General features: G+C 68.6%; 20 protein-coding genes. 6 read left to right on the top strand and 14 right to left on the bottom strand.

Translation table 11 applies throughout. The annotated features are described in order from the left end of the window. The 7 genes from GKO32_RS27550 to purD form a co-directional block, all read right to left on the bottom strand. A partial coding sequence (locus tag GKO32_RS27550) for a WXG100 family type VII secretion target (protein WP_208024564.1) occupies positions 1 to 652 on the bottom strand: 652 nt, incomplete at its 3' end. Between the two features lie 3 nt (positions 653 to 655). Next, the gene (locus GKO32_RS27545) at positions 656 to 1,009 is read right to left on the bottom strand and encodes a hypothetical protein (RefSeq protein WP_154759813.1); all 354 of its coding nucleotides are present in this window, start codon (positions 1,007 to 1,009) and stop codon (positions 656 to 658) included. A gap of 82 nt (positions 1,010 to 1,091) precedes the next feature. Beyond that, complete coding sequence (locus GKO32_RS27540; RefSeq protein ID WP_312868625.1) at positions 1,092 to 1,862, bottom strand: ESX secretion-associated protein EspG; 771 nt, start codon at positions 1,860 to 1,862, stop codon at positions 1,092 to 1,094. Beyond that, entirely contained in the window at positions 1,859 to 3,433 is a 1,575-nt protein-coding gene (locus GKO32_RS27535; protein ID WP_154759812.1) for a hypothetical protein, read from the bottom strand. Before GKO32_RS27535 ends, GKO32_RS27540 begins: the two co-directional genes overlap by 4 nt. After that, positions 3,430 to 4,011, bottom strand: coding sequence for a DUF3558 domain-containing protein (locus GKO32_RS27530; protein ID WP_246244784.1), 582 nt, complete (start codon positions 4,009 to 4,011; stop codon positions 3,430 to 3,432). The genes GKO32_RS27535 and GKO32_RS27530 overlap by 4 nt, the downstream gene beginning before the upstream one ends. After that, a complete protein-coding gene (locus GKO32_RS27525; protein WP_154759811.1) occupies positions 3,995 to 4,378 on the bottom strand; it encodes a PE domain-containing protein in 384 nt (127 codons plus the stop codon). The genes GKO32_RS27530 and GKO32_RS27525 overlap by 17 nt, the downstream gene beginning before the upstream one ends. Positions 4,379 to 4,464: 86 nt before the next feature. Further along, positions 4,465 to 5,727, bottom strand: coding sequence for a phosphoribosylamine--glycine ligase (gene purD / locus GKO32_RS27520; RefSeq protein ID WP_312868624.1), 1,263 nt, complete (start codon positions 5,725 to 5,727; stop codon positions 4,465 to 4,467). Between the two features lie 105 nt (positions 5,728 to 5,832). Here purD and GKO32_RS27515 point away from each other — a divergent pair, with 105 nt between their 5' ends. Then, entirely contained in the window at positions 5,833 to 6,930 is a 1,098-nt protein-coding gene (locus tag GKO32_RS27515) for a glycerophosphodiester phosphodiesterase (protein WP_154759810.1), read from the top strand. 5 nt (positions 6,931 to 6,935) lie between these two features. On the opposite strand, the gene GKO32_RS27510 is transcribed toward GKO32_RS27515, so the two are convergent. Together GKO32_RS27510 and GKO32_RS27505 are read right to left on the bottom strand one after the other, a co-directional pair. Beyond that, complete coding sequence (locus GKO32_RS27510; protein ID WP_208024562.1) at positions 6,936 to 7,190, bottom strand: helix-turn-helix domain-containing protein; 255 nt, start codon at positions 7,188 to 7,190, stop codon at positions 6,936 to 6,938. Between the two features lie 217 nt (positions 7,191 to 7,407). Continuing rightward, positions 7,408 to 7,551, bottom strand: a complete 144-nt coding sequence (locus GKO32_RS27505) for a hypothetical protein (RefSeq protein WP_154759808.1) — start codon at positions 7,549 to 7,551, stop codon at positions 7,408 to 7,410. Positions 7,552 to 7,858: 307 nt separating this feature from the next. Between GKO32_RS27505 and GKO32_RS27500 the strand changes: the two genes are divergently transcribed. From GKO32_RS27500 to GKO32_RS27490, 3 genes are all read left to right on the top strand, one after another. Next, the gene (locus tag GKO32_RS27500; protein WP_154759807.1) at positions 7,859 to 9,385 is read left to right on the top strand and encodes a DHA2 family efflux MFS transporter permease subunit; all 1,527 of its coding nucleotides are present in this window, start codon (positions 7,859 to 7,861) and stop codon (positions 9,383 to 9,385) included. Positions 9,386 to 9,413: 28 nt separating this feature from the next. Then, entirely contained in the window at positions 9,414 to 11,048 is a 1,635-nt protein-coding gene (locus tag GKO32_RS27495) for a Na+/H+ antiporter (RefSeq protein WP_154759806.1), read from the top strand. Between the two features lie 161 nt (positions 11,049 to 11,209). Then, entirely contained in the window at positions 11,210 to 11,599 is a 390-nt protein-coding gene (locus GKO32_RS27490; protein ID WP_154759805.1) for a hypothetical protein, read from the top strand. Positions 11,600 to 11,603: 4 nt separating this feature from the next. Here GKO32_RS27490 and GKO32_RS27485 read toward each other — a convergent pair whose 3' ends face one another. Further along, positions 11,604 to 12,890 (bottom strand): adenylosuccinate synthase, encoded by a 1,287-nt coding sequence (locus tag GKO32_RS27485; RefSeq protein ID WP_154759804.1) that lies wholly within the window; start codon positions 12,888 to 12,890, stop codon positions 11,604 to 11,606. Positions 12,891 to 12,931: 41 nt separating this feature from the next. Between GKO32_RS27485 and GKO32_RS27480 the strand changes: the two genes are divergently transcribed. After that, the gene (locus GKO32_RS27480; protein WP_246244782.1) at positions 12,932 to 13,612 is read left to right on the top strand and encodes a hypothetical protein; all 681 of its coding nucleotides are present in this window, start codon (positions 12,932 to 12,934) and stop codon (positions 13,610 to 13,612) included. 80 nt (positions 13,613 to 13,692) lie between these two features. After that, positions 13,693 to 14,331 carry an HNH endonuclease family protein gene (locus GKO32_RS27475; RefSeq protein WP_154759803.1) on the top strand — a complete coding sequence of 213 codons (639 nt, stop codon included), beginning with the start codon at positions 13,693 to 13,695 and terminating at the stop codon, positions 14,329 to 14,331. Here the strand turns inward: GKO32_RS27475 and GKO32_RS27470 are convergent. The 4 genes from GKO32_RS27470 to GKO32_RS27455 all read right to left on the bottom strand — a co-directional run bounded on the left by GKO32_RS27470 (position 14,306) and on the right by GKO32_RS27455 (position 18,695). After that, entirely contained in the window at positions 14,306 to 16,153 is a 1,848-nt protein-coding gene (locus GKO32_RS27470; protein ID WP_154759802.1) for an FAD/NAD(P)-binding protein, read from the bottom strand. The genes GKO32_RS27475 and GKO32_RS27470 overlap by 26 nt on opposite strands. 53 nt (positions 16,154 to 16,206) lie before the next feature. Beyond that, positions 16,207 to 16,614, bottom strand: coding sequence for a DUF3151 domain-containing protein (locus GKO32_RS27465; protein WP_154759801.1), 408 nt, complete (start codon positions 16,612 to 16,614; stop codon positions 16,207 to 16,209). A 162-nt stretch (positions 16,615 to 16,776) separates the two neighbouring features. Continuing rightward, positions 16,777 to 17,805, bottom strand: coding sequence for a class II fructose-bisphosphate aldolase (fbaA, locus tag GKO32_RS27460; RefSeq protein WP_154759800.1), 1,029 nt, complete (start codon positions 17,803 to 17,805; stop codon positions 16,777 to 16,779). Between the two features lie 62 nt (positions 17,806 to 17,867). Next, positions 17,868 to 18,695 carry an LLM class F420-dependent oxidoreductase gene (locus GKO32_RS27455; RefSeq protein ID WP_154759799.1) on the bottom strand — a complete coding sequence of 276 codons (828 nt, stop codon included), beginning with the start codon at positions 18,693 to 18,695 and terminating at the stop codon, positions 17,868 to 17,870. Positions 18,696 to 18,744 lie beyond the last annotated feature (49 nt).

Genomic DNA, 18,744 nt, shown 5'->3' with positions numbered 1-18,744 from the left:
CGGTCTTCACCACCGGCTTCTTGCCCAGCGGTGGTACGGACGCGTACCCGCCTTCGACTTCCTTCTGCACCAGGCCCATCACGCGCTGGATCTCCTGGTTGGCGGTCTTGAGCTTGTCCCCGATCTGGGTCGACGCTTCCGTCGCGATCGCCGTGGTGGCCTGGGTGTTCTGCGCGATGATGGCGTCCGGCGTCTGTGCCGGCATGGTGGCGCCAGGCTGTTGCGCGGCCACCGCGTCGAGCTGCGTCTGCGCCGCGTCGGCCGACGCCTGTGCCTGCTGGTTGAGCGTGTCGATCCGGCCGTGTGCGTCGTCGCGGACCTGTTGCACTTCCTGTTGCGTACGGTTCAGGAAACTTTGCAGGTTGCCCAGCTCGTCCGAGACCTCGTCCAGATGGTCGTTGACCCGCTGGCCGGCGTCGGCGATCTTCTTGACGTAGTCGAAGAAGGCGTCCGCCGAACCCCCGGTCCAGGTGCCGCCGCCGAGTCCCGCTGTGGCGTTGCGCAGCGCGATCGTGTGGTCCGCCGAGTCCTTCGAGGCCTGCCGGAACTGGTCCGCGACATCCTGGATCGCGGCCGGACGCACGTTTTCGACCTGCTGCGTCTTGGTCTCGACATCGTTCCAGTTCGGCGGGAACTCCGCTTTGGCAGCCATTTTCTACAGACCCTCGGCCTTGCGCTTGATCTGGTAGCCGGCTTCGTCGTCGGTGCCGCGCAGCGCCTGGGCGGCGTCGTACAGCGCGCCGCTGGTGGAGCTCATCAGCTCGGCCGCCGCGTCGAACTGCCCGTGCATGCGGTCCCGGAACGAGTGCAACGCGTTGACCGCGTGCTCGGAGGGATGCTCGGCAGGATCGCCGGGCTGGTCGTCGGGGTGCTTGATGTCGCCGAACGGGTTCTGCCCCGCGACGCCGATCATCTTCTGCTTCGAGTCCTTGAAGTTGTCATGCAGGGCCTCGACCTTGCGGGCCACGTGCTCCATCGAGTCCGGATCACCCTGCAGCACCTTCGTCATCCCCCTTCGCGTCGCGTCGTTGATCCGACGCCTGCCTCGCGGCGGCGGTTCCCGAGATCTTTTTAGCACCGGGAACCCCCGATCACACCTCTTCCAGCAGCTCCCAGATCCGGGTGGACAACAGCTGGTTGTCCGCGGGGGCAACGGTGAGCCAGTTCCCGTCGGCTCCGGCGCCCAGCTGCACGAGATACCGGCCGGCGTCGGTGTCATGGAACGCGACGACCCGGCTCGCCCGGCGCATCCCCCCGTCACGGCGCACGCGCTCGACGCCGAACTGGCCGCGCGCGGTCATGCCGACCATCATGCCGGCCAGTTCCTGTGCCTGTCCGAGCTGGACACCGCGGTCTTCCAACGCCGTGACCAGCGCTTTCGGTTCGCCCCGGGCGTCGGCGTCAGCCTCCCGCAGGACGCGATGGGGGACGCTCACCGAATGCCCGACCCCGGCCTGTAGCTCACCGGCGACCGACACCGCGGACTCCGGCAGCGACGTGTCCCGCGCGGGGATCAGCCACACTTCGCCGCGGTCCACCACAGCGAGCAATGCCTGGCGGCCGTTGCTGACCGCGAGACCCCTGATCTCGCGGTTGGTCCAGACCCACACGTCGATGCCGACGGTCGGGTGGGCGAGCAGGTTCAGCTGGTCGACGAGCTCGCCTGAGGCGCGCGTGCCGCGAGCCAGCCGCCGTTCGCCCAGCGACCGCCAGGCCTTGTCGACGAGAGCGCGCCGCTCGGTATGCGTGCGGCCGGGGCTGTCCACGCGCAACGCGGGGTGCGGCGGCGGCAGCCGCTCGGCCTCCCACAGCACGTCGAACTCCACAGTGGACAGCACAAGGCTGCCGCCGGGGGCGCTCACTCTTCCGGCAGCGGCTTGCCGCCGATGAGATCGACGGAGACTTCGCGCTGATCGGTGAACAGGTCGTGGTCGTCCACGCCGTATCGCCGCACGTGGTGGGCGTCCTCCTCGCCGTCCTGCGTCGCGGCGGGCTCGAGGATCGCGCGGGTCTGTGCGGTGCTCGGCGGCTGGGGCGCCGTCCGGCGGGCGCGCAGTGCTTCCTCTTCCCCGGGCACCTCGCCGACCGGCAGCCGGTGTATGCGCTTGGCCGCGCTGCCACGGCCGGGCCGCTCCCGTTCCGGTTCGCCGCTCGTCACGCCGCTCACCCCGGCCGCGCCGATCGCGGGCGTGCCCTCGGCGAGCGCACCCACTCCACCAGCCGCACGGAGGTTGGTGAACCCGGGCCCGACGTTCGCCGGCCCGCTCGTCGCGCCGGGCACCGAACCGAATGACTTTCCCTTGCCCAGCAAGGCTTCCGCACCGGGTACGCGGGCGGCCCCCTCAGCCGGCACGCCGCCCGGCCGTCCTGCCTCGGCGGGTATGCCGCCTGGCCGGCCCACGGAAGCCGCTCTTTCGGCGGCCGGTCCGGCGCCGACGAACCCACTGGTGACCTGCTGGCCCGCGGCGAGCGGCGGCTGCCCTGGGTTCGGCCGGGCCACGGTCTCCTGGCGATCGGCGCGTGGCTGGGAGCCGTTGACGACCCCGGTGACCGGCTCGGTCGCCGGACTGTGTGTGGCCGGGTTCGGCGCGGTCACCTGCGCGGGTGTGGTGGCACCCGTCTGGGGCGGCGCCACCGGGACGCCGATCGGCGGCGTGGGTGCGTGTGCCGTGGTGTGACCGGGCGATGGTGACGTGGCGGCGACCGGAGTCGCGTGGACCTTTGTGCCCTTCGTACCCGCCGCGACCGTCGGCGAGACCTCCGGGACGTCGGGCACCGGCGGCACCGGCGCGATGGTGGGCCCGGCGACCGACTCGACCGCCGCACCGGGTGAGGAAAGCAGGTTCATCGACTGCGGTGCGGCGACCGGCTGCGACGACGCCAGATAGTTGCCGCTGTCGTGCGCGTAGGAGTTGAGCGCGTCGACGGCCTGCGCCTTCGCCTCGGCGCTCGCTTTCACGCTCGCCGCGTGATCGGTCTCGAACCCGAACAGGCTGAACAATGTGTCGGTGACCGTGTAGCCGTCCTCGCCCTGCCGCAGCGCCGCGGGGTCGGGCAGCTTGTTCTTCGTGCGGTTGAACGCCTCGCCCTGCTGGAAGATCAGCTGCGCCGCCGCGGCGACCTTTTCGTTGGCGTCGGCGGAAAAACCGGCCTGATCGGACAACACGGTGCTCGCCTGACCACCGGCCTCGCTGTGCCACGACACCCCGAGCGCCGCGAGTTGCTCGCGCAGCGTCGTGTCGGTATGCGAGAGCGCCCCGGCCACCTGCTTGAGGGCGTCCACCGCGTCACCGAGGCCCGCGGTGCCGGCGCCGCTGCGGAACTTGCCGATCTCCAGCGCGAGGGTTTCCGCGTCATAACCGTCGAAACGCTGGTCGCGCAGCTTCTCCACGAGCGCGGGAACGTCGTAGCGGCTGCTGTCGAAGGTGCTCATTTCACCGTCTCCAAGGTCTCGACCGCCATCTTCGCCACGGTGGTGGCCATGTCGCACAGCTGCGGCTGGGTGAAGGACTTGTCGTCCGCGGCCATCTCGGCCCGCAGTGTCTCGCCGTCGGCAACGCCGACCAGCGTCTCGCAGTCCTGGATGCCGGCGCTCGGCGCGAAGTTGACCAGCGCGGGAAAGCCGGGCACCTCCACGGGCTGCTGGGTCATGCTCGTCTTGTGGTGTGCGCCGGTGAGCCACTCTCCGACATCGGCCGTCAGGACCGTTTCCAGGTAGTACGTGTACGTCGGCGCGGCGGCATCGACGTCGAAGGCACAGGTCGGTCCGTCGCGCTCCAGGTCGATCGGCAACCGCCGCGGCGCGCCGTTCTCCTTGAGCTGATCCAGCTGCGCCGGGGTGAGCAGCGCACAGGGATCGGTGCCCTGCAAGGAAAGTTCCTTGGCGCGGACGGGAAGGCGGAGCGTGGGCGCGGTGGCGGACACCGGTGCGCTGACGCCGTCGATGCTGGTGGTGCAGCCGCCGAGCGTGATCGTCGCCAGCAGGATCATCGCGCTACTTCTGGCCCGCATGGCGGTCCCCGAGCGCGGCGATCTTCTCGTCCTCGCCCTTCTGGTAGGTCCCCGCCGCAGTGCGCAACTGGCCGGCGAGATGGCGCAACTGCTCGATGTAGTTCTGCACGCGATGGGCGTACGAGCCGTCCCCGCGCGCGACCAGCCTGTTCCAGGCGTCCGCCGCGGTGGCACTCACCACGTCCTGCGCGGGAGCGTCGATGTTCAGCTCGGCCAGCAGTTGCCGAACCCGGTCGGCGAGCTCGTCCGCCTGATCGTTGATGATCTTGGCGACCTGCAGCACCTGATCCGGCCGGACCTCGATGTCCATCGCCGCCGGCACCTGCGGTACGGCGGTGCTCCACGCGCTCACGGTGGGTTCTGCCATGGTGCGCACTCTCCCGGGTACGGACGGTGACCGCCGGTTTCCCCAGCAGGCTACCAATGGACGCGCGTGCCCGGGTGGTAGTTCCGCTATCGGGCGGGGACCGTCACCGCGCCGTCGACAGCCCGCTGCGCGATATCGGTGCGATGGTGCGAACCGGCGAGGTGCACCTTGGCGACCCGCTCGTACGCCTGCTCGCGCGCCGCGGCGAGGTCCGGACCGGTGCCGACGACCGACAGCACCCGGCCGCCATGTGCGACGACGCCTCCGTCTTCGCGGCGCCGCGTGCCCGCGTGCAGGACACCTTCGCCTTCGGAACCGGTGATGACGTCACCGGCGCGCGGGATACCCGGGTAGCCGTCGGCGGCGATCACCACGGTGACCGCGGCACCCGGCTGCCATTCGAGCGGCGGGTGGTCGGCGAGTTTGCCGGTGGCGGTGGCGTAAAGCAGCCCGGCGATCGGCGTGGCCAGCAGCGCCAGCACGACCTGGGTCTCGGGGTCGCCGAAGCGGCAGTTGAACTCGATGACCTGCGGCCCCTCGGCGGTCAGCACGAGCCCGGCGTAGAGCAGGCCGACGAACGGGGTGTCCCTGGCGGCGAGCTCGTCGACCACGGGCTGCACGACGTCGGCGACGATGCGCTCGACGAGCCCGTCGGGCGCCCACGGCAGCGGGGCGTAGGCGCCCATGCCGCCGGTGTTGGGCCCGGTGTCACCGTCACCGACGCGTTTGAAGTCCTGCGCCGGCAGCAACGGCACCACGGTGCGGCCGTCTACGAGGCAGAACAGCGACAGCTCCGGTCCGTCCAAAAAGGACTCGAGGAGTACCGCGTGCCCACCGTCGAGCAGCGTCATCGCATGCGCGCGGGCCTGGTCGTAGTCGGCGGTGACGACGACGCCCTTGCCTGCCGCCAGCCCGTCGTCCTTGACCACCCAGGTGGGACCGAAGCGGGCCAGTGCGTCGTCGAGGCGCGCCGGGTTGTCGACGATCTCGCTGTGCGCGGTGGCGACCTTCGCGGTGGCCATCACGTCCTTGGCGAAGGACTTCGAGCCCTCGATGCGGGCGGCCGCTGCGGACGGGCCGAAGCACGCGATCCCGGTCTTGCGGACGGAGTCGGCCGCCCCGGCGACCAGTGGCACCTCCGGCCCGATGACCACGAGGTCGGCGCGCCAGCTCGTGGCGAGCGCGGCGATGGCCTGCGGATCGGCCACGTCAACCCCGAGCTGCTCGGCCAGCGACGCGATACCGGCGTTGCCGGGGGCGCACGCGAGCGCGGTCACCGCGGGGTCGTGTGAGGCGGCGAGGACGAGGGCATGTTCGCGGGCACCTGACCCGATGACAAGAACGCGCACGGACCGAGCGTAGCCGGAGCGCGCGCACCGGCCGTTCACCCGCCCGACCGTCACCTGTTGATCCGTTTTGCCGTGATCGCCGTTCGCCGGCGCGAAAGTGGCCGGATGCAGATACGGAAACGAATGGTGGTGGCGCTGTTGTCGGGGCTCACCTTGCTCGGCGTGGCGAGCCCGTCCAGCGCCGTCGAGGACACTCGTACGCATGACCGCGGCCCGGTGGTCGTCGGCCATCGCGGTGCTCCCGGCTACCGGCCCGAGCACACGCTCGCGTCCTACGAGCTCGCGTTCCGGCAGGGTGTGAGCTGGGTCGACGTGGACCTGGTGCCGACGAAGGACGGTCAGCTGGTCGCCCGGCACGAGCCCGAGATCGGCGGTACGACCGACGTCGCGCAGCACCCCGAGTTCGCTTCCCGCAAGACCACCAAGGTCATCGACGGGGCCTCGATGACCGGTTGGTTCACCGAGGACTTCACGCTGGCCGAGTTGAAGACGTTGCGCGCGACCGAGCGGATCCCCGACATCCGCCCGCACAACACGATCTACAACGGGCGCTGGCAGATCGCCACGTACCAGGAGGTGCTCGACCTGACCAAGCGGCTGGGTCGTGAGCTGCACCGCACGCTGGGTACGTACCCGGAGGTCAAGCACTCGACGTACTTCGCGAGCATCGGAAACCCGACCGAGCCGAAGCTGGTCGACATCCTCACCCGCAACGGGCTGAACCGGCGGGACGCGCCGGTGATCATCCAGTCGTTCGAAGTGTCGAACCTCGAGGCCTTGAGCAAGCAGGTGCGCGTGCCGCTGCTACAGCTGACGTCGGCCACCGGCGCGCCGGCGGACTTCGTCGCCAAGGGCGACAAGCGCACGTACGCGGACCTCGTCACGCCGGCCGGGCTCAAGGAAATCGCCACCTACGCCGACTATCTGGGCCCGGACAAGAACCAGATCATCCCGCCCGACGCGGCAGGCAACCTGACCACCCCGACCGCCGTCGTCCGGGACGCGCACCAGGCCGGGCTCAAGGTGGCGCCTTACACCTTCCGCAACGAGAACAGTTTCCTGCCCGCCAACCTGCGTTCGTCGGGGGATCCCACCGCGTGGGGCAATATCTTCGCCGAGGAATCCGCTTTCCTGGCCACGGGAATCGACGGCTTCTTCGCCGACCAACCGGACACCGCATTGCTGGCGGTGACCAGTTCGTAGTGAAGTCAGCGCTGGGGATCTGCCTTCAGGCCTTGAAGCAGGTCCCCGGCGTCCATTTCCAGCGCCTCGGCGAGAGCAAGGATGCCGGGCAGTTCGACGCGCTTACGTTTGCCGCGTTCGAGCCCGGAGAGCCAGCTGATGGTCAGGCCCGCACTGTGGGCGAGATCTTGCTGCGTCAGCTCGAGCTTCTTGCGCTGCGCCCGGACTCGGCGACCCAACTCTGTGGTCGCCGCTGTCGCGGTTCGGTTCGGCGCAGGCACGCCGCAACCTTGGTCGTGCAACCTTGATCTGACCATAGTTGATCATGTAACTACGGTCATGCTTGTCGAATCAAGGTTGTATAGTCATGGTAATTGTGCAGCGCAACGCTGCGCCGACGATCCGGGCGCGGCGGGTGCGATGGGGCGCGGTGCAACGCGCCCTAGAATGCAAGCACCTGGGGTCGCTCTCGAGGAACGACCCCAGGCGGGTGAGGCGTCAGAACTGGTGCACGGCCGCGAACCGATAGAGCGCCAGTCCTGCAATCACCACGACGACTCCGGTCACCTTCACGCGCAACGTGATGGTGATTCGGAGCGTCGCCTTCGGCCCAGGCCGGCGCCTATGGCGCTGGTGACCCATGGGCAACCACCTCATTTTTCGAACAACCGGCAGACCATTGCGGCCGAGCCGGTCGCCGAGGGCTTTCCCCGGCGATCGCGCGGGGAAGCCTGGTGGCCGGAGTCAGAGTAGCGTTCGGACGGTCGTTGGGAAATTGCGGGCATTGCTCCCGGTAACCGCGTCGTCGCGGGAATTGGCCAACGGCGAAAATGTGTAGCGTCTTGTTTTTCCGATTCGATACTCTTGTCGGCAGGTTGAGGGGGTTTCGCGAGGGGGCGGTACTTCTTCGGCTGCCTCCTGTGTTCCTTCCTGACCTGAAACGGATGTCATGACCACAGCTGAGCCCAGCCCCGCGGACTCCGACAAGCTCGACCCGGCGGTGCTCAAGATCGCCGGTGTCGTCGTTCTCGGTGCCGTCATGGCGATCCTCGACACGACGGTCGTCAACGTCGCGCTCCAGGCGCTGACCCTGGAGTTCAAGACGTCCTTCGACACCATCCAGTGGGTCGTCACCGGCTACATGCTGGCGCTCGCGACCGTCATCCCGGTCACCGGCTGGGCGTGCGACCGGTTCGGCTCCAAGCGCCCGTACATGCTGTCGATCGCACTGTTCCTGCTCGGCTCGATGCTCGCCGGCATGGCGTGGAACGTCGAGTCCCTCATCATTTTCCGCATCCTGCAGGGGCTCGGCGGCGGCATGCTGATGCCGGCGGGCATGACGATCATGACCAGGGCCGCGGGCCCGCACCGGGTCGGCCGGGTCATGGCCGTGCTCGGGGTGCCGATGTTGCTCGGCCCGATCGGCGGCCCGATCCTCGGCGGCTGGCTCGTGGACGCGGTGAGCTGGCGCTGGATCTTCTACATCAACGTGCCGATCGGCGCGATCGCCCTCATTCTCGCCTGGCGCATCCTGCCGAAGGACAACCCGCGGCCGGCCGAGAAGTTCGACTTCCCCGGGATGCTGATGCTGTCCCCGGGGCTCGCGCTGCTGATCTTCGGCGTGTCCAAGATCCCGCAGGAAGGCGGCGTCTCGTCGGTCGGCGTGTGGCTGCCCGCGGTCGCCGGGCTCGCGCTGATCGTCGCGTTCGTGTTGCGGGCCGCGCGGGTCCAGAACCCGCTGGTGGACCTGAAACTGTTCAAGGACAGGACATTTGCCGTCGCGATGATCACCATGACCTTCTTCATGGTGGCGTTCCTCGGCGCGATGCTCGTGTTGCCCACGTACTTCCTGTTGGTGCGCGGGGAAACCGCGCTCCAGGCCGGACTGCTCTTGGCGCCACAGGGAATCGGCGCGATGGTCACCATGCCACTCGGCGGGCGCCTGGCAGACAAGATCGGGCCGGGCAAGATCGTGTTGCCCGGCATCATCGTGATCCTCGCCGGCCTGGCGGTGTTCACCCAGGTCGGTGCCGACACGCCGTACCCGGTGCTGCTCGCCGGGCTGTTCGTGATGGGCCTCGGCATGGGCGCCACGATGATGCCGATCAGCGCGGCGGCGCTGCAAACCCTCACCCAGCGGTCGGTGGCGCGCGCGTCCACCGCGATGAACATCGTGCAGCAGGCCGCGGGCGGGATCGGTTCGGCCGTGATGTCGATCATCCTGGCCAGCCTGCTCGCCGGGAAGTTCGGGGTGCCGACCAGCCAGGGCCAGCTCGCCGCGACAGCACTGCTGACGAACCCGCAAACCCACGAGGCCGCGGCAGGCGCGTCGGCGGACGCGTTCGCCTCCACGTTCCTGTGGGCGCTCGTGCTCATCGCGGTCTGCATCATCCCGACCCTGTTCCTCCCGAAGAAACCCGCGGTTCCCGCGGAGGAGCCCGACGGGAAGCCCGACGAGGTCGCCACCGCCGCGTAACCCGGCACCGTGAGCGAGGATCAGGGGCATGGAGCTCCTGACCTTGATGGGCGTGCTGGCCGTCGCGCTGGGGTTGACCGCACTGGCGCGACGGCACAGCCTGCCGGCTCCACTGCTGATCGTCGTGGTGGCGCTGGCCGTGTCGTTCATCCCGGGCATGCCCAAGGTCGAGCTCCAACCCGAACTGATCCTCACGCTGGTCCTGCCGCCGCTGCTGTATTCGACCGCGCTGGACAGCTCCTACGCCCAGTTCCGCGCCGCGTCGAGGCCGATCGTCGCCCTCGGCGTGGTGCTCGTGGTGGTCACCGCGCTCGTCGTCGGGTTCGTCGTCCACCTCCTCCTGCCACAGTTGCCGACGGCGTCGGCGCTCGTGCTCGGTGCGGTGGTCGCGCCGCCGGACGCGGTGACCGCGGTCGCGATCGGCCGCCGTCTCGGTCTGCCGCGCCGGCTGATGACCGTGCTCACCGGCGAAAGCCTGGTCAACGACGCGGCCGCGCTGACCCTGTACAAGCTCGCGCTCGCCGCGGTACTCGGCGCCGCGGGGTCCATCGGCCACGGCTTGCTGATCTTCGTTGTCGCCGCCGTGCTCGGCACCAGCGTCGGGTTGCTCGCCGGGGTGCTCGTCGGGTACATCCGCCGCAAACTCGACGACCCGTTGATGGAATCGGTGTTCGGCATCATCGTGCCGTTCGCGGTGTACGTCATCGCCGAGCACCTGCACCCGTTCTCCCCGGATTTCAGCGGTTCCGGCGTGCTCGCGGTGGTCGCGGCCGGGCTGTACCTCGGCAACCAGTCGCTGCACGCGGGCCCCGCGACCCGCCTGCAGGATTCGACGGTGTGGGCGTCGCTGGACGTGCTGCTGGAAACACTGGTGTTCGCGCTGATGGGCCTGCAGTTGCCCTTCGTGCTGCACAACATGGACGCCGCCGCGCCTGCCAACGGGACCCTGGCGGTCACCGCGCTCGTCGTGCTCGCCGTGGTGATCTTCGTGCGCATTCCGTACGTGTTCCTCGCCGCCTCGCTTCCGCAGGCGGTGCGGCTGTTCGGGCGGGAACGGGCGGCGCCGCCGTGGCGGCACTTGGCGGTGCTGTCGTGGACAGGGATGCGCGGTGTGGTGACGCTCGCCGCGGCGACCGGTGTGCCGCTGGGGACCCCCGGCCGTGCGGAAATCCAGTTGTTCGCGTTCGCCGTCGCGGTCGGCACGTTGCTCGTGCAGGGCATGACGCTGCCGTTGCTCATCCGGACGCTCGGGGTCAACAACGACGCCGAGGCCGCCCAGGACGAGGTGGAGGAGAAGCACGCACGCGAGGAGGCGATGCGCGCGGCGATGGTGCGGCTCGACGACCTGCTGCCGGAGATACTGTCCAAAGTGGACATATCGCGGGAGCATGCCGACCGGTTGCTCGCCCGCCTGCGTGCTCTCGTCGAATCACGTTACAAGGGTGCGATCGCCGCGATCTCGCTGTCCGCCGAGGATCGCGAAGCCAGCCCGCACGCGGCATTCGTGAAGGCGCGCCGCGAACTCCTGCTGGCCCAACGGGAAGCCGTCCTCGACTGCCGACAGGCGGGTGACGTCGACGACGAAGTGGTGCGAAAGGTGTTGCGGGAACTGGATCTGGAGGAACTGGCGCTGACGAACACCCTCACGTCGCGGTCGGGCTGAGCCCCGGTCCCAGACCTCGGGAGCCCTGACCGCCCTCAAGTAACCGGCCCGGCTTGATCGAAGAGCCGATCGGGCAAGCCGAAAGCGTTTACTTGCAAGTTCAACTTTTTCCTCGGTAGCTTCGTTTACGGATCACCGATCCGTACCGGAAAGGGAAAACCATGGGCATAAAAACTGTTGTCGTCGGCGCTGCGGCCGTTGCCGCGGCCGGGATGCTGGCCGCCGCACCCGCCGCGTCGGCCGACGAGACCGGGTGGAACCCGGGGAACTGCCCGAAGGGCGCATTCTGCGTGTGGGCGGACTACCACGATCAGGACACGACGACCCCGCCGGAGACCCCGTCTCTGGTGACCTACGGAGAATGGGCCGGGAATGTCCCGGCGCTGACGTTCTACAACGACACGTCAAGCGCCGCCGACCTGAAATGGTCCTACACGTTCCCGGACGGGACGACACGATCCAGCTCGTACTGCGTCAGCCGTCTCGAGACGAACATCTTCTACATCCCGGTGACCGTGACGAACGTGACCCCGCACAACGGTTCCTGCTGACAGCTCAGAGGAACTCGTGCCGGACGATCGTCTGGTCGCGGCCCGGCCCCACGCCGATGGCCGAGATCCGGGCGCCGGAAAGTTCTTCGAGCCGTTCGACGTAGGCCTGCGCGTTCGCGGGCAGGTCCGAGAACGAACGGCACTCCGACAGGTCCTCCCACCAGCCGGGCAGTTCTTCGTAGATCGGCACCGCGTGGTGTAGATCGGTCTGGGTCATCGGCATGTCCTCGGTGCGGAAGCCGTCGACCTCGTACCCGACGCAGACCGGCACCCGCTCCAGCCCGGACAGCACGTCGAGCTTCGTCAGGAAGTAGTCGGTGATCCCGTTGACGCGCGCGGCATAGCGGGCGATCACCGCGTCGAACCAGCCCGTGCGACGCGACCGGCCGGTGGTGACCCCGAACTCACCGCCGGCCTTTCGCAGATGCTCGCCCATCTCGTCGTGCAGCTCGCTCGGGAACGGGCCCGAGCCCACGCGCGTGGTGTAGGCCTTCAAGATGCCCAGCACCGTCGTGATCCGGCCCGGCCCGATGCCCGAACCGGCGCTCGCCCCACCCGATGTCGGGTTCGACGACGTCACGAACGGGTACGTGCCGTGGTCGACGTCCAGCAGCGTGCCCTGCGACCCCTCCAGCAGCACCGTCTCGCCGCGTTCGAGCGCCTTGTTCAGCTGTAGCCGGGTGTCGGCGATGCGGTGCGCGAACTTCTCGCCCGCGGCCAGCACCTCGTCGGCAACCTGGTCGGGCTCCAGCGCCTTGCGGTTGTAGACCTTGACCAGCACCTGGTTCTTCAACTCCAGCGCGGCCTCGACCTTCTGCCGGAAGATCTTCTCGTCGAGCAGGTCCTGCACGCGGACCCCCACGCGGGCCACCTTGTCCTGGTAGCACGGCCCGATCCCGCGCCCCGTCGTGCCGATCTTGCGGCTGCCGAGGTAGCGCTCGGTGACCTTGTCGATGGCCACGTGGTACGGCATGATCAAATGCGCGTCGGCGGAGATCAACAGCCGGCTGGTGTCCACATCCCGCTTCTCCAGCCCGTCGAGCTCCTCCAGCAAGACCCCCGGGTCCACGACGACTCCGTTGCCGATCACGTTGGTGACACCCGGGGTCAGGATGCCGGAAGGGATGAGATGCAGGGCGAAGTTCTCGCCGGTCGGCAGCACGACCGTGTGCCCGGCGTTGTTCCCGCCCTGATAACGGACGACCCACTGGACACGGTCGCCGAGCAGGTCGGTGGCCTTGCCCTTGCCTTCGTCGCCCCATTGGGCACCGATCAGCACGATGGCCGGCATGTGACACTCCAGGTATTCGGCGAGGATTTAGAAGCCGGTGCATGAGCGTAACGGAGGGCCGCGAAGTGCGGGGACAGGTACTGCTTTGCGGGGCGTCGGCGCCGGTGCTGCCGGAGGTCGACGGGCTCGTCGTGCACCGGGTCGGCGAGCGGCCGGGGAAGGCGGAAGTGGACGCCCTTCTCGACGAGGGTCTGCTCATCGTCGCGGGTACCGACGCGGACCTCGCTGCCGTCGTGCTTCGCTTGGTGCGTAAGGAAAAGCTCGCCACCACCCGGGTCGGTTTCGTGCCTTTGGACCCCACGTCGGAGGTGGCCGCGCTGTGGCGGCTGCCGACCGATCCGGCCCGTGCGCTGACCCTCGCGACGCAGGGCGAGGTGGACCCGGTGCCGCTGGTGCGGGACGACAACGGCGGCGTTTTAGTGGGGAGAGGCACATTCGGCGCTATCCGCGGCGTTGCTTACTGTGACGACGACGTCGCCTTACGTGGTACCGCGCGCTCGGTCGAGGTGACGCCCGATGTCGACGGCGGTCCGGGCCTGATCGTCCGCGTCACCAAGGGACTGGTCTTCAAACGGCCTGTCATCTTCGCCGGGAGGGCGTTCCAACTTGGTTGTGTACCAACGCGTCCGACCAGCGACGGGGTGCCTTTCCCGCGAGTGGTCACGCGCTGGACCTGGTACCGGCACACCGAGGATCTGCGGCTCGTCCGCGGGCTCGCTTAGCCACGGAACGTAAACCTACGGACGTCGGTAAATCACCCACCAGTATTGCATTGGTCACTTTTGCCGTTCACGCTCGCTGCATGAATGGTTCCCGTACGTTACGCCGCACGCTCACCGTTCTCACCGCATCCGTCGTCATCGCCGCCGGCGCCGCCGGCACCGCGCTGGCCACGCCTCCCGGAATCCCGTCCGAATCGACCGCCCGCAGCGAGCTCGCGTCGCTGACCGTCAAGGCCGACGGCAGCCTCGACGGCTACTCCCGTGACAAGTTCCCGCACTGGATCGACCAGGGCAGCAGCTGCAACACCCGGGAGGTCGTGCTCAAGCGGGACGGTACGAACGTGCAGACCGGCTCGGACTGCGCCCCGACGTCCGGCAGCTGGTACAGCCCGTACGACGGCGCGACGTGGACGGCCGCGTCCGACGTCGACATCGACCATGTGGTCCCGCTCGCCGACGCGTGGCGCACCGGCGCCTCGTCGTGGACCACCGCGCAGCGGCAGGCGTACGCCAACGACCTGTCCGACCCGCAGCTGATCGCCGTCACCGACAACGTGAACCAGGCGAAGGGCGACGCCTCGCCGGACAAGTGGAAGCCGCCGCTCACCGGCTACTGGTGCACGTACGCGGAGATGTGGATCAAGGTCAAGTACACCTGGAAGCTGACCGTCAACAGCGCGGAGTACTCGGCGCTCAGCGGGATGCTCGACCGCTGCTGAGCAGGATTTCCCGCGCCGTCGCGTCGTTCTGCCGGAACGACGGGGCGTTCGTCCGTGGCCGCGCGAACGCGGCCACGGACCGGGTGCTCGTGTGCGGTCCCAGCGAGTACCACCGCTCATGCGGTGTGCCGTCGGCCGTGATCAGCCGCCCGTCGGACATCTGCGTGTGAATCCGCCCCGAAGGCAGGCCCTGAACCAGTTCTTCGGTCAGCAGACCGGAATCCCGCAGGGACCGGACCAGCTCGTCGGAGGCGAGTCCGACGCTTGCCTCCGGCAGCCGGGCCTCGATCAGCGTGCGCGCCGCGATCGTGCCGGGAAAGCTCGACGTGCTCGCGACGAACCGCCCGCCCTCGGTGATCACGCGCATTTCCGCGCCGGCAAAGGAAACCACGCCTGCCTGTTCCAGTGCGAGCAGCTCGTGGAGCCTTCGAGGGGGCGGGCCGCTCGCGTAGAAGCTGAAAAACCCGTGGAACCAACCGTCCACATCAGACACTTGAGACGCCGGATCGAGCTTGCCGGCCAGGTGACCGAACTGCCGGATGACCGCGAGTAGCGCCATGAACCCGCCGAGATCCGCGCTGAACTCGGGATCGGCGCGCCGCGCGAGATCGGCCTCGATGTACTCACGCAGGTGTTTGCCGAACTCTTCGGCATTCTCGAACCGTTCACCCGCCAGCGGCCGGTCGAGCCGGTGCAGGTTTAGCCGGTCCTCTTCGGCCGGCACCGCGCGCTGGATCAGCCGGTGCATTTCCTCGCTGTCCCAAGCAAGTTCGGCGAACTCGGCCTCGAACTCCGCGAAACCGAGCCGGACGCGCTCGGGGTGCCCGGTCCACAGTTCGCTGTAGTAGCCCCAGGAAATCTCCTTCGCCACCAACGGCCAGATGTCGGTGAAGAAGTTCAGCCCGTCGCCGAGTGCCCCGATCGACTCGGGGTTGAAGAACCGGGCCAGCCGCAGGGGTTCTCCTTGCAGCCGGTAACCCGGCTTCGCGTGGTAGGGCACGCCGCGCCGGGAACCTATGTGCAGCACCGGTTCCCGGCCGCTCGGCTCGTAGAGCAGACCACCGCCGTCCTGTTCGACGAACCGGCCGCCGCGGCCTTCGGTCAGCAGGAGCATCAGGTCGACGAACGCGAGCCCGAACCCGCGGACCAGCACGTGCTCCCCGGGCGGGATCGCGCTGTAGTCGATGTCAGCGGTGTAACCGGCCGGGTAGTAGGAAAGGCCGTGCTCGCGCGCGAACTCGGCCAGTCCGGCGGCCGCCGGGTCCGGCACGGCGTCGAGATGCCCGATCGTCAGCACCAGCTGATCCGCGTGCAGTGACTCGCCGTTTTCCAGCCACACCTGGTCATCCGTGATGCGCACGGCACGCGTGCGGTGCTCGACGACATCGATGTTGGCGGGCAGCTCACCCAGCGTCCGCCGGTACACCCAGGCCAGGTACTCGCTCTGCAGCCGCCTCGTCGCGAACGAAGTGCTCAGCAGCTCGCCGAACTCCTCGTGCAGGTCCCCGGCCGGCTCATGCTCGATCTCACCGCGGCGCACCTGCTCGACCCACTCGGCCAGCGACGGTCCCGGCCGCACCGGTCCCTCGATCTCGACGCTCTCGTCGGTGAACATCGTGACGTCCTCGGACATCGAGTTCATCCGCAGCAGCGGCGACTGCTCGTACCGCCAGATCCGGCCGGGGCCAGGCGGAAACGGGTCGACGAGATGGATCACCAGCCTGCCATCGGGCAGCAGTTCCGCGGCGTTGGCTGCGATCCGTTCCAGCAACCCGACCCCGCGCGGGCCCGCGCCGACGATCACGAGCTGACAAGACCCCATGATCCGAAGCTACGGCGATCCGGCCGATCCCGTCGAGGGTTCCGCGATGTGGACTACTTGAGTCCGGTCGCCTCGGCCGCGGCCGGGTCCGAGTCCGCGAGGAAGGTGCGGCAGCGCTCGTACTCCTCGGTCTCGCCGATGCGCCCGGCCGCCTTGCCGAGCGTGGCGAGGGCACGCAGGAAACCCTGGTTCGGCCGGTGGTCCCACGGCACCGGGCCGAAACCCTTCCAGCCGGCACGGCGCAGCTGATCGAGGCCGCGGTGGTAGCCGGTGCGGGCGTAGGCGTAGGCGGCGATGATCTCGCCGGACTCCAGCGCGCGTTCGGCGAGCGCGGCCCACGCCTCGCTGAAATCGGGGTGCTCGGCGGCGACCTCGGCGGGATCGGTGCCCGCGTCGAGCGCGGCCTGTGCGTCGGGGCGGTCGGGCAGCCGGGTCGGTTCCGGCCCCAGCAGGTTCGTCATACCGCCATCCTGCCTGGCTAGAAGACGAAGCTTGCGAGGACCCCGCTACCCAGCAGCACCAGGCACGCGACGAGAACAGCGGCGACGAGACGTTTGGGCATCACGGGCCGACACGATGCCGGGCCCGTGATGCCCGCGGCAAGTACACCTGCGGGTGAAACCTCAGAGCTTCGTGCCCGCGGACTTCAAGGCCTGTGCGGCTTCGACGACCCGCTCGGCCATCGACGTCTCGGCCTTCTTGAGGTAGCTGCGCGGGTCGTAGGTCTTCTTGTTGCCGACCTCGCCATCGATTTTCAGTACCCCGTCGTAGTTCTTGAAGAAGTGGTCCGCGATCGGGCGGGAGAACGCGTACTGCGTGTCGGTGTCGACGTTCATCTTCACCACGCCGTACGAGACCGCCTCGTGGATTTCCTCCAGCAGCGAGCCGGAACCACCGTGGAACACCAGCTCGAACGGCTTGGCGCCGGCACCGAGCCCGAGCTTGTCCGCCGCCACTTCCTGACCACGCTTGAGCACGTCCGGCCGAAGCTGGACCGCGCCAGGCTTGTACGCGCCGTGCACGTTGCCGAACGTCGCGGCCAGCAGGTACCGGCCCTTCTCGCCCGAACCGAGCGCGTCCACGGTCTTCACGAAGTCACCCTCGGCGGTGTACAGCTTCTCGTTGATCTCGTTCGAGACGCCGTCCTCCTCGCCGCCCACGACGCCGATCTCGACCTCGAGAATGATCTTCGCCGCGGCCGCCCGCTCCAGCAGTTCCGCCGCGATCTTGAGGTTCTCGTCGAGGTCGATCGCCGAGCCGTCCCACATGTGCGACTGGAACAGCGGGTTCTCACCACGGTTGACCCGCTCCTGCGAGATCGCGATGAGTGGGTTGACGTAGGAGTCCAGCTTGTCCTTCGGGCAGTGGTCGGTGTGCAACGCGATGTTGACCGGGTACTTCGCGGCGACCACGTGCGCGAACTCGGCGAGCGCGGTCGCGCCCGTCACCATGTCCTTGACATGCGTGCCGGACGCGAATTCCGCGCCGCCGGTGGACACCTGGATGATGCCGTCGCTCTCCGCGTCGGCGAATCCGCGCAGTGCCGCGTTCAGTGTTTCCGACGAGGTCACGTTGATGGCCGGGTAGGCGAACTCGCCTCCCTTGGCCCGGTCGAGCATCTCCGCGTAGACCTCGGGGGTGGCGATGGGCATCGTTCGTCCTCCTAGCGTGGTTCACCTGCTGTCCGAATCGTACGAGGTACGACCGGAGGGCACTACGACAGCAGGACCTGCGCCACAGCCCGGTACACCGCGAGCCGGTCGTCGCCCAGCGCCTGGACCGCGACGTGGTTCGCGCCGGCGTCGAGGTGTTCGGTCAGCCGCGCGCCGATCGCCTCCGGCGTGCCCCAGGCGACCACGGCGTCGACGAGCCGGTCACTGCCGCCGTCGGCGAAGTCCTCATCGGTGAAGCCGAGACGCCGCCAGCTGTTGAGGTAGTTGCTCAAGTGCAGATAGGGGCGCTGAACCCGCGGCCGCCCGATCGCACGGGCCTTCTCCGGATCGGTTTCGAGCACCACCTTGTGCTCGGGCAGGAGCAGCGGCGTCTCGCCGAGCAGTTCGCGGGCCTGGCGGGTGTGCTCCGGCGTGGTCAGATACGGGTGCGCCCCTGCGGTCCGTTCGCCGGCGAGCTTGAGCACCTTGGGACCAAGGGCGGCGAGTGCCCGGTCGGCGACCGGTACGCCGGCTTCGTCGAGTTGGTCGAGGTATTCGACCATCTTGTCGTAGGGCTTCTGGTACTCCTTGGTCGCTTCCGGGTGGCCGATGCCGAGCCCGAGCAGGAAGCGACCGGGGTACTTGCCGACGATCCGGTGATACGACTCGGCCACGGGCGCCGCGTCGTCTTTCCACATGTTCACGATGCCGGTCGCGACGACGACATGATCGGTTGCCTCGAGCAGCGGCTCGACGAAGGACAGACCCGCGTCAGGCGAGCCGCCCGTCCAAACCGTGCCGTAGCCGAGTTTCTCGACCGCGACCGCCAGTTCAGGGGTGACGGTGTCGTGGAACTGGAAAGCGCCGAGTTTGCCGAGTGAATTCACCATGCCCCGGACAACCGGTCACCCGGCGCGAGCATTCCGGGGCAACGGCAGG

It is taken from the genome of Amycolatopsis pithecellobii (assembly GCF_009707865.1).
Lineage (GTDB): Bacteria > Actinomycetota > Actinomycetes > Mycobacteriales > Pseudonocardiaceae > Amycolatopsis_E > Amycolatopsis_E pithecellobii.
Note: the sequence above shows the minus strand (reverse complement) of the source record. Positions and strands in the feature narration are given on the sequence as shown.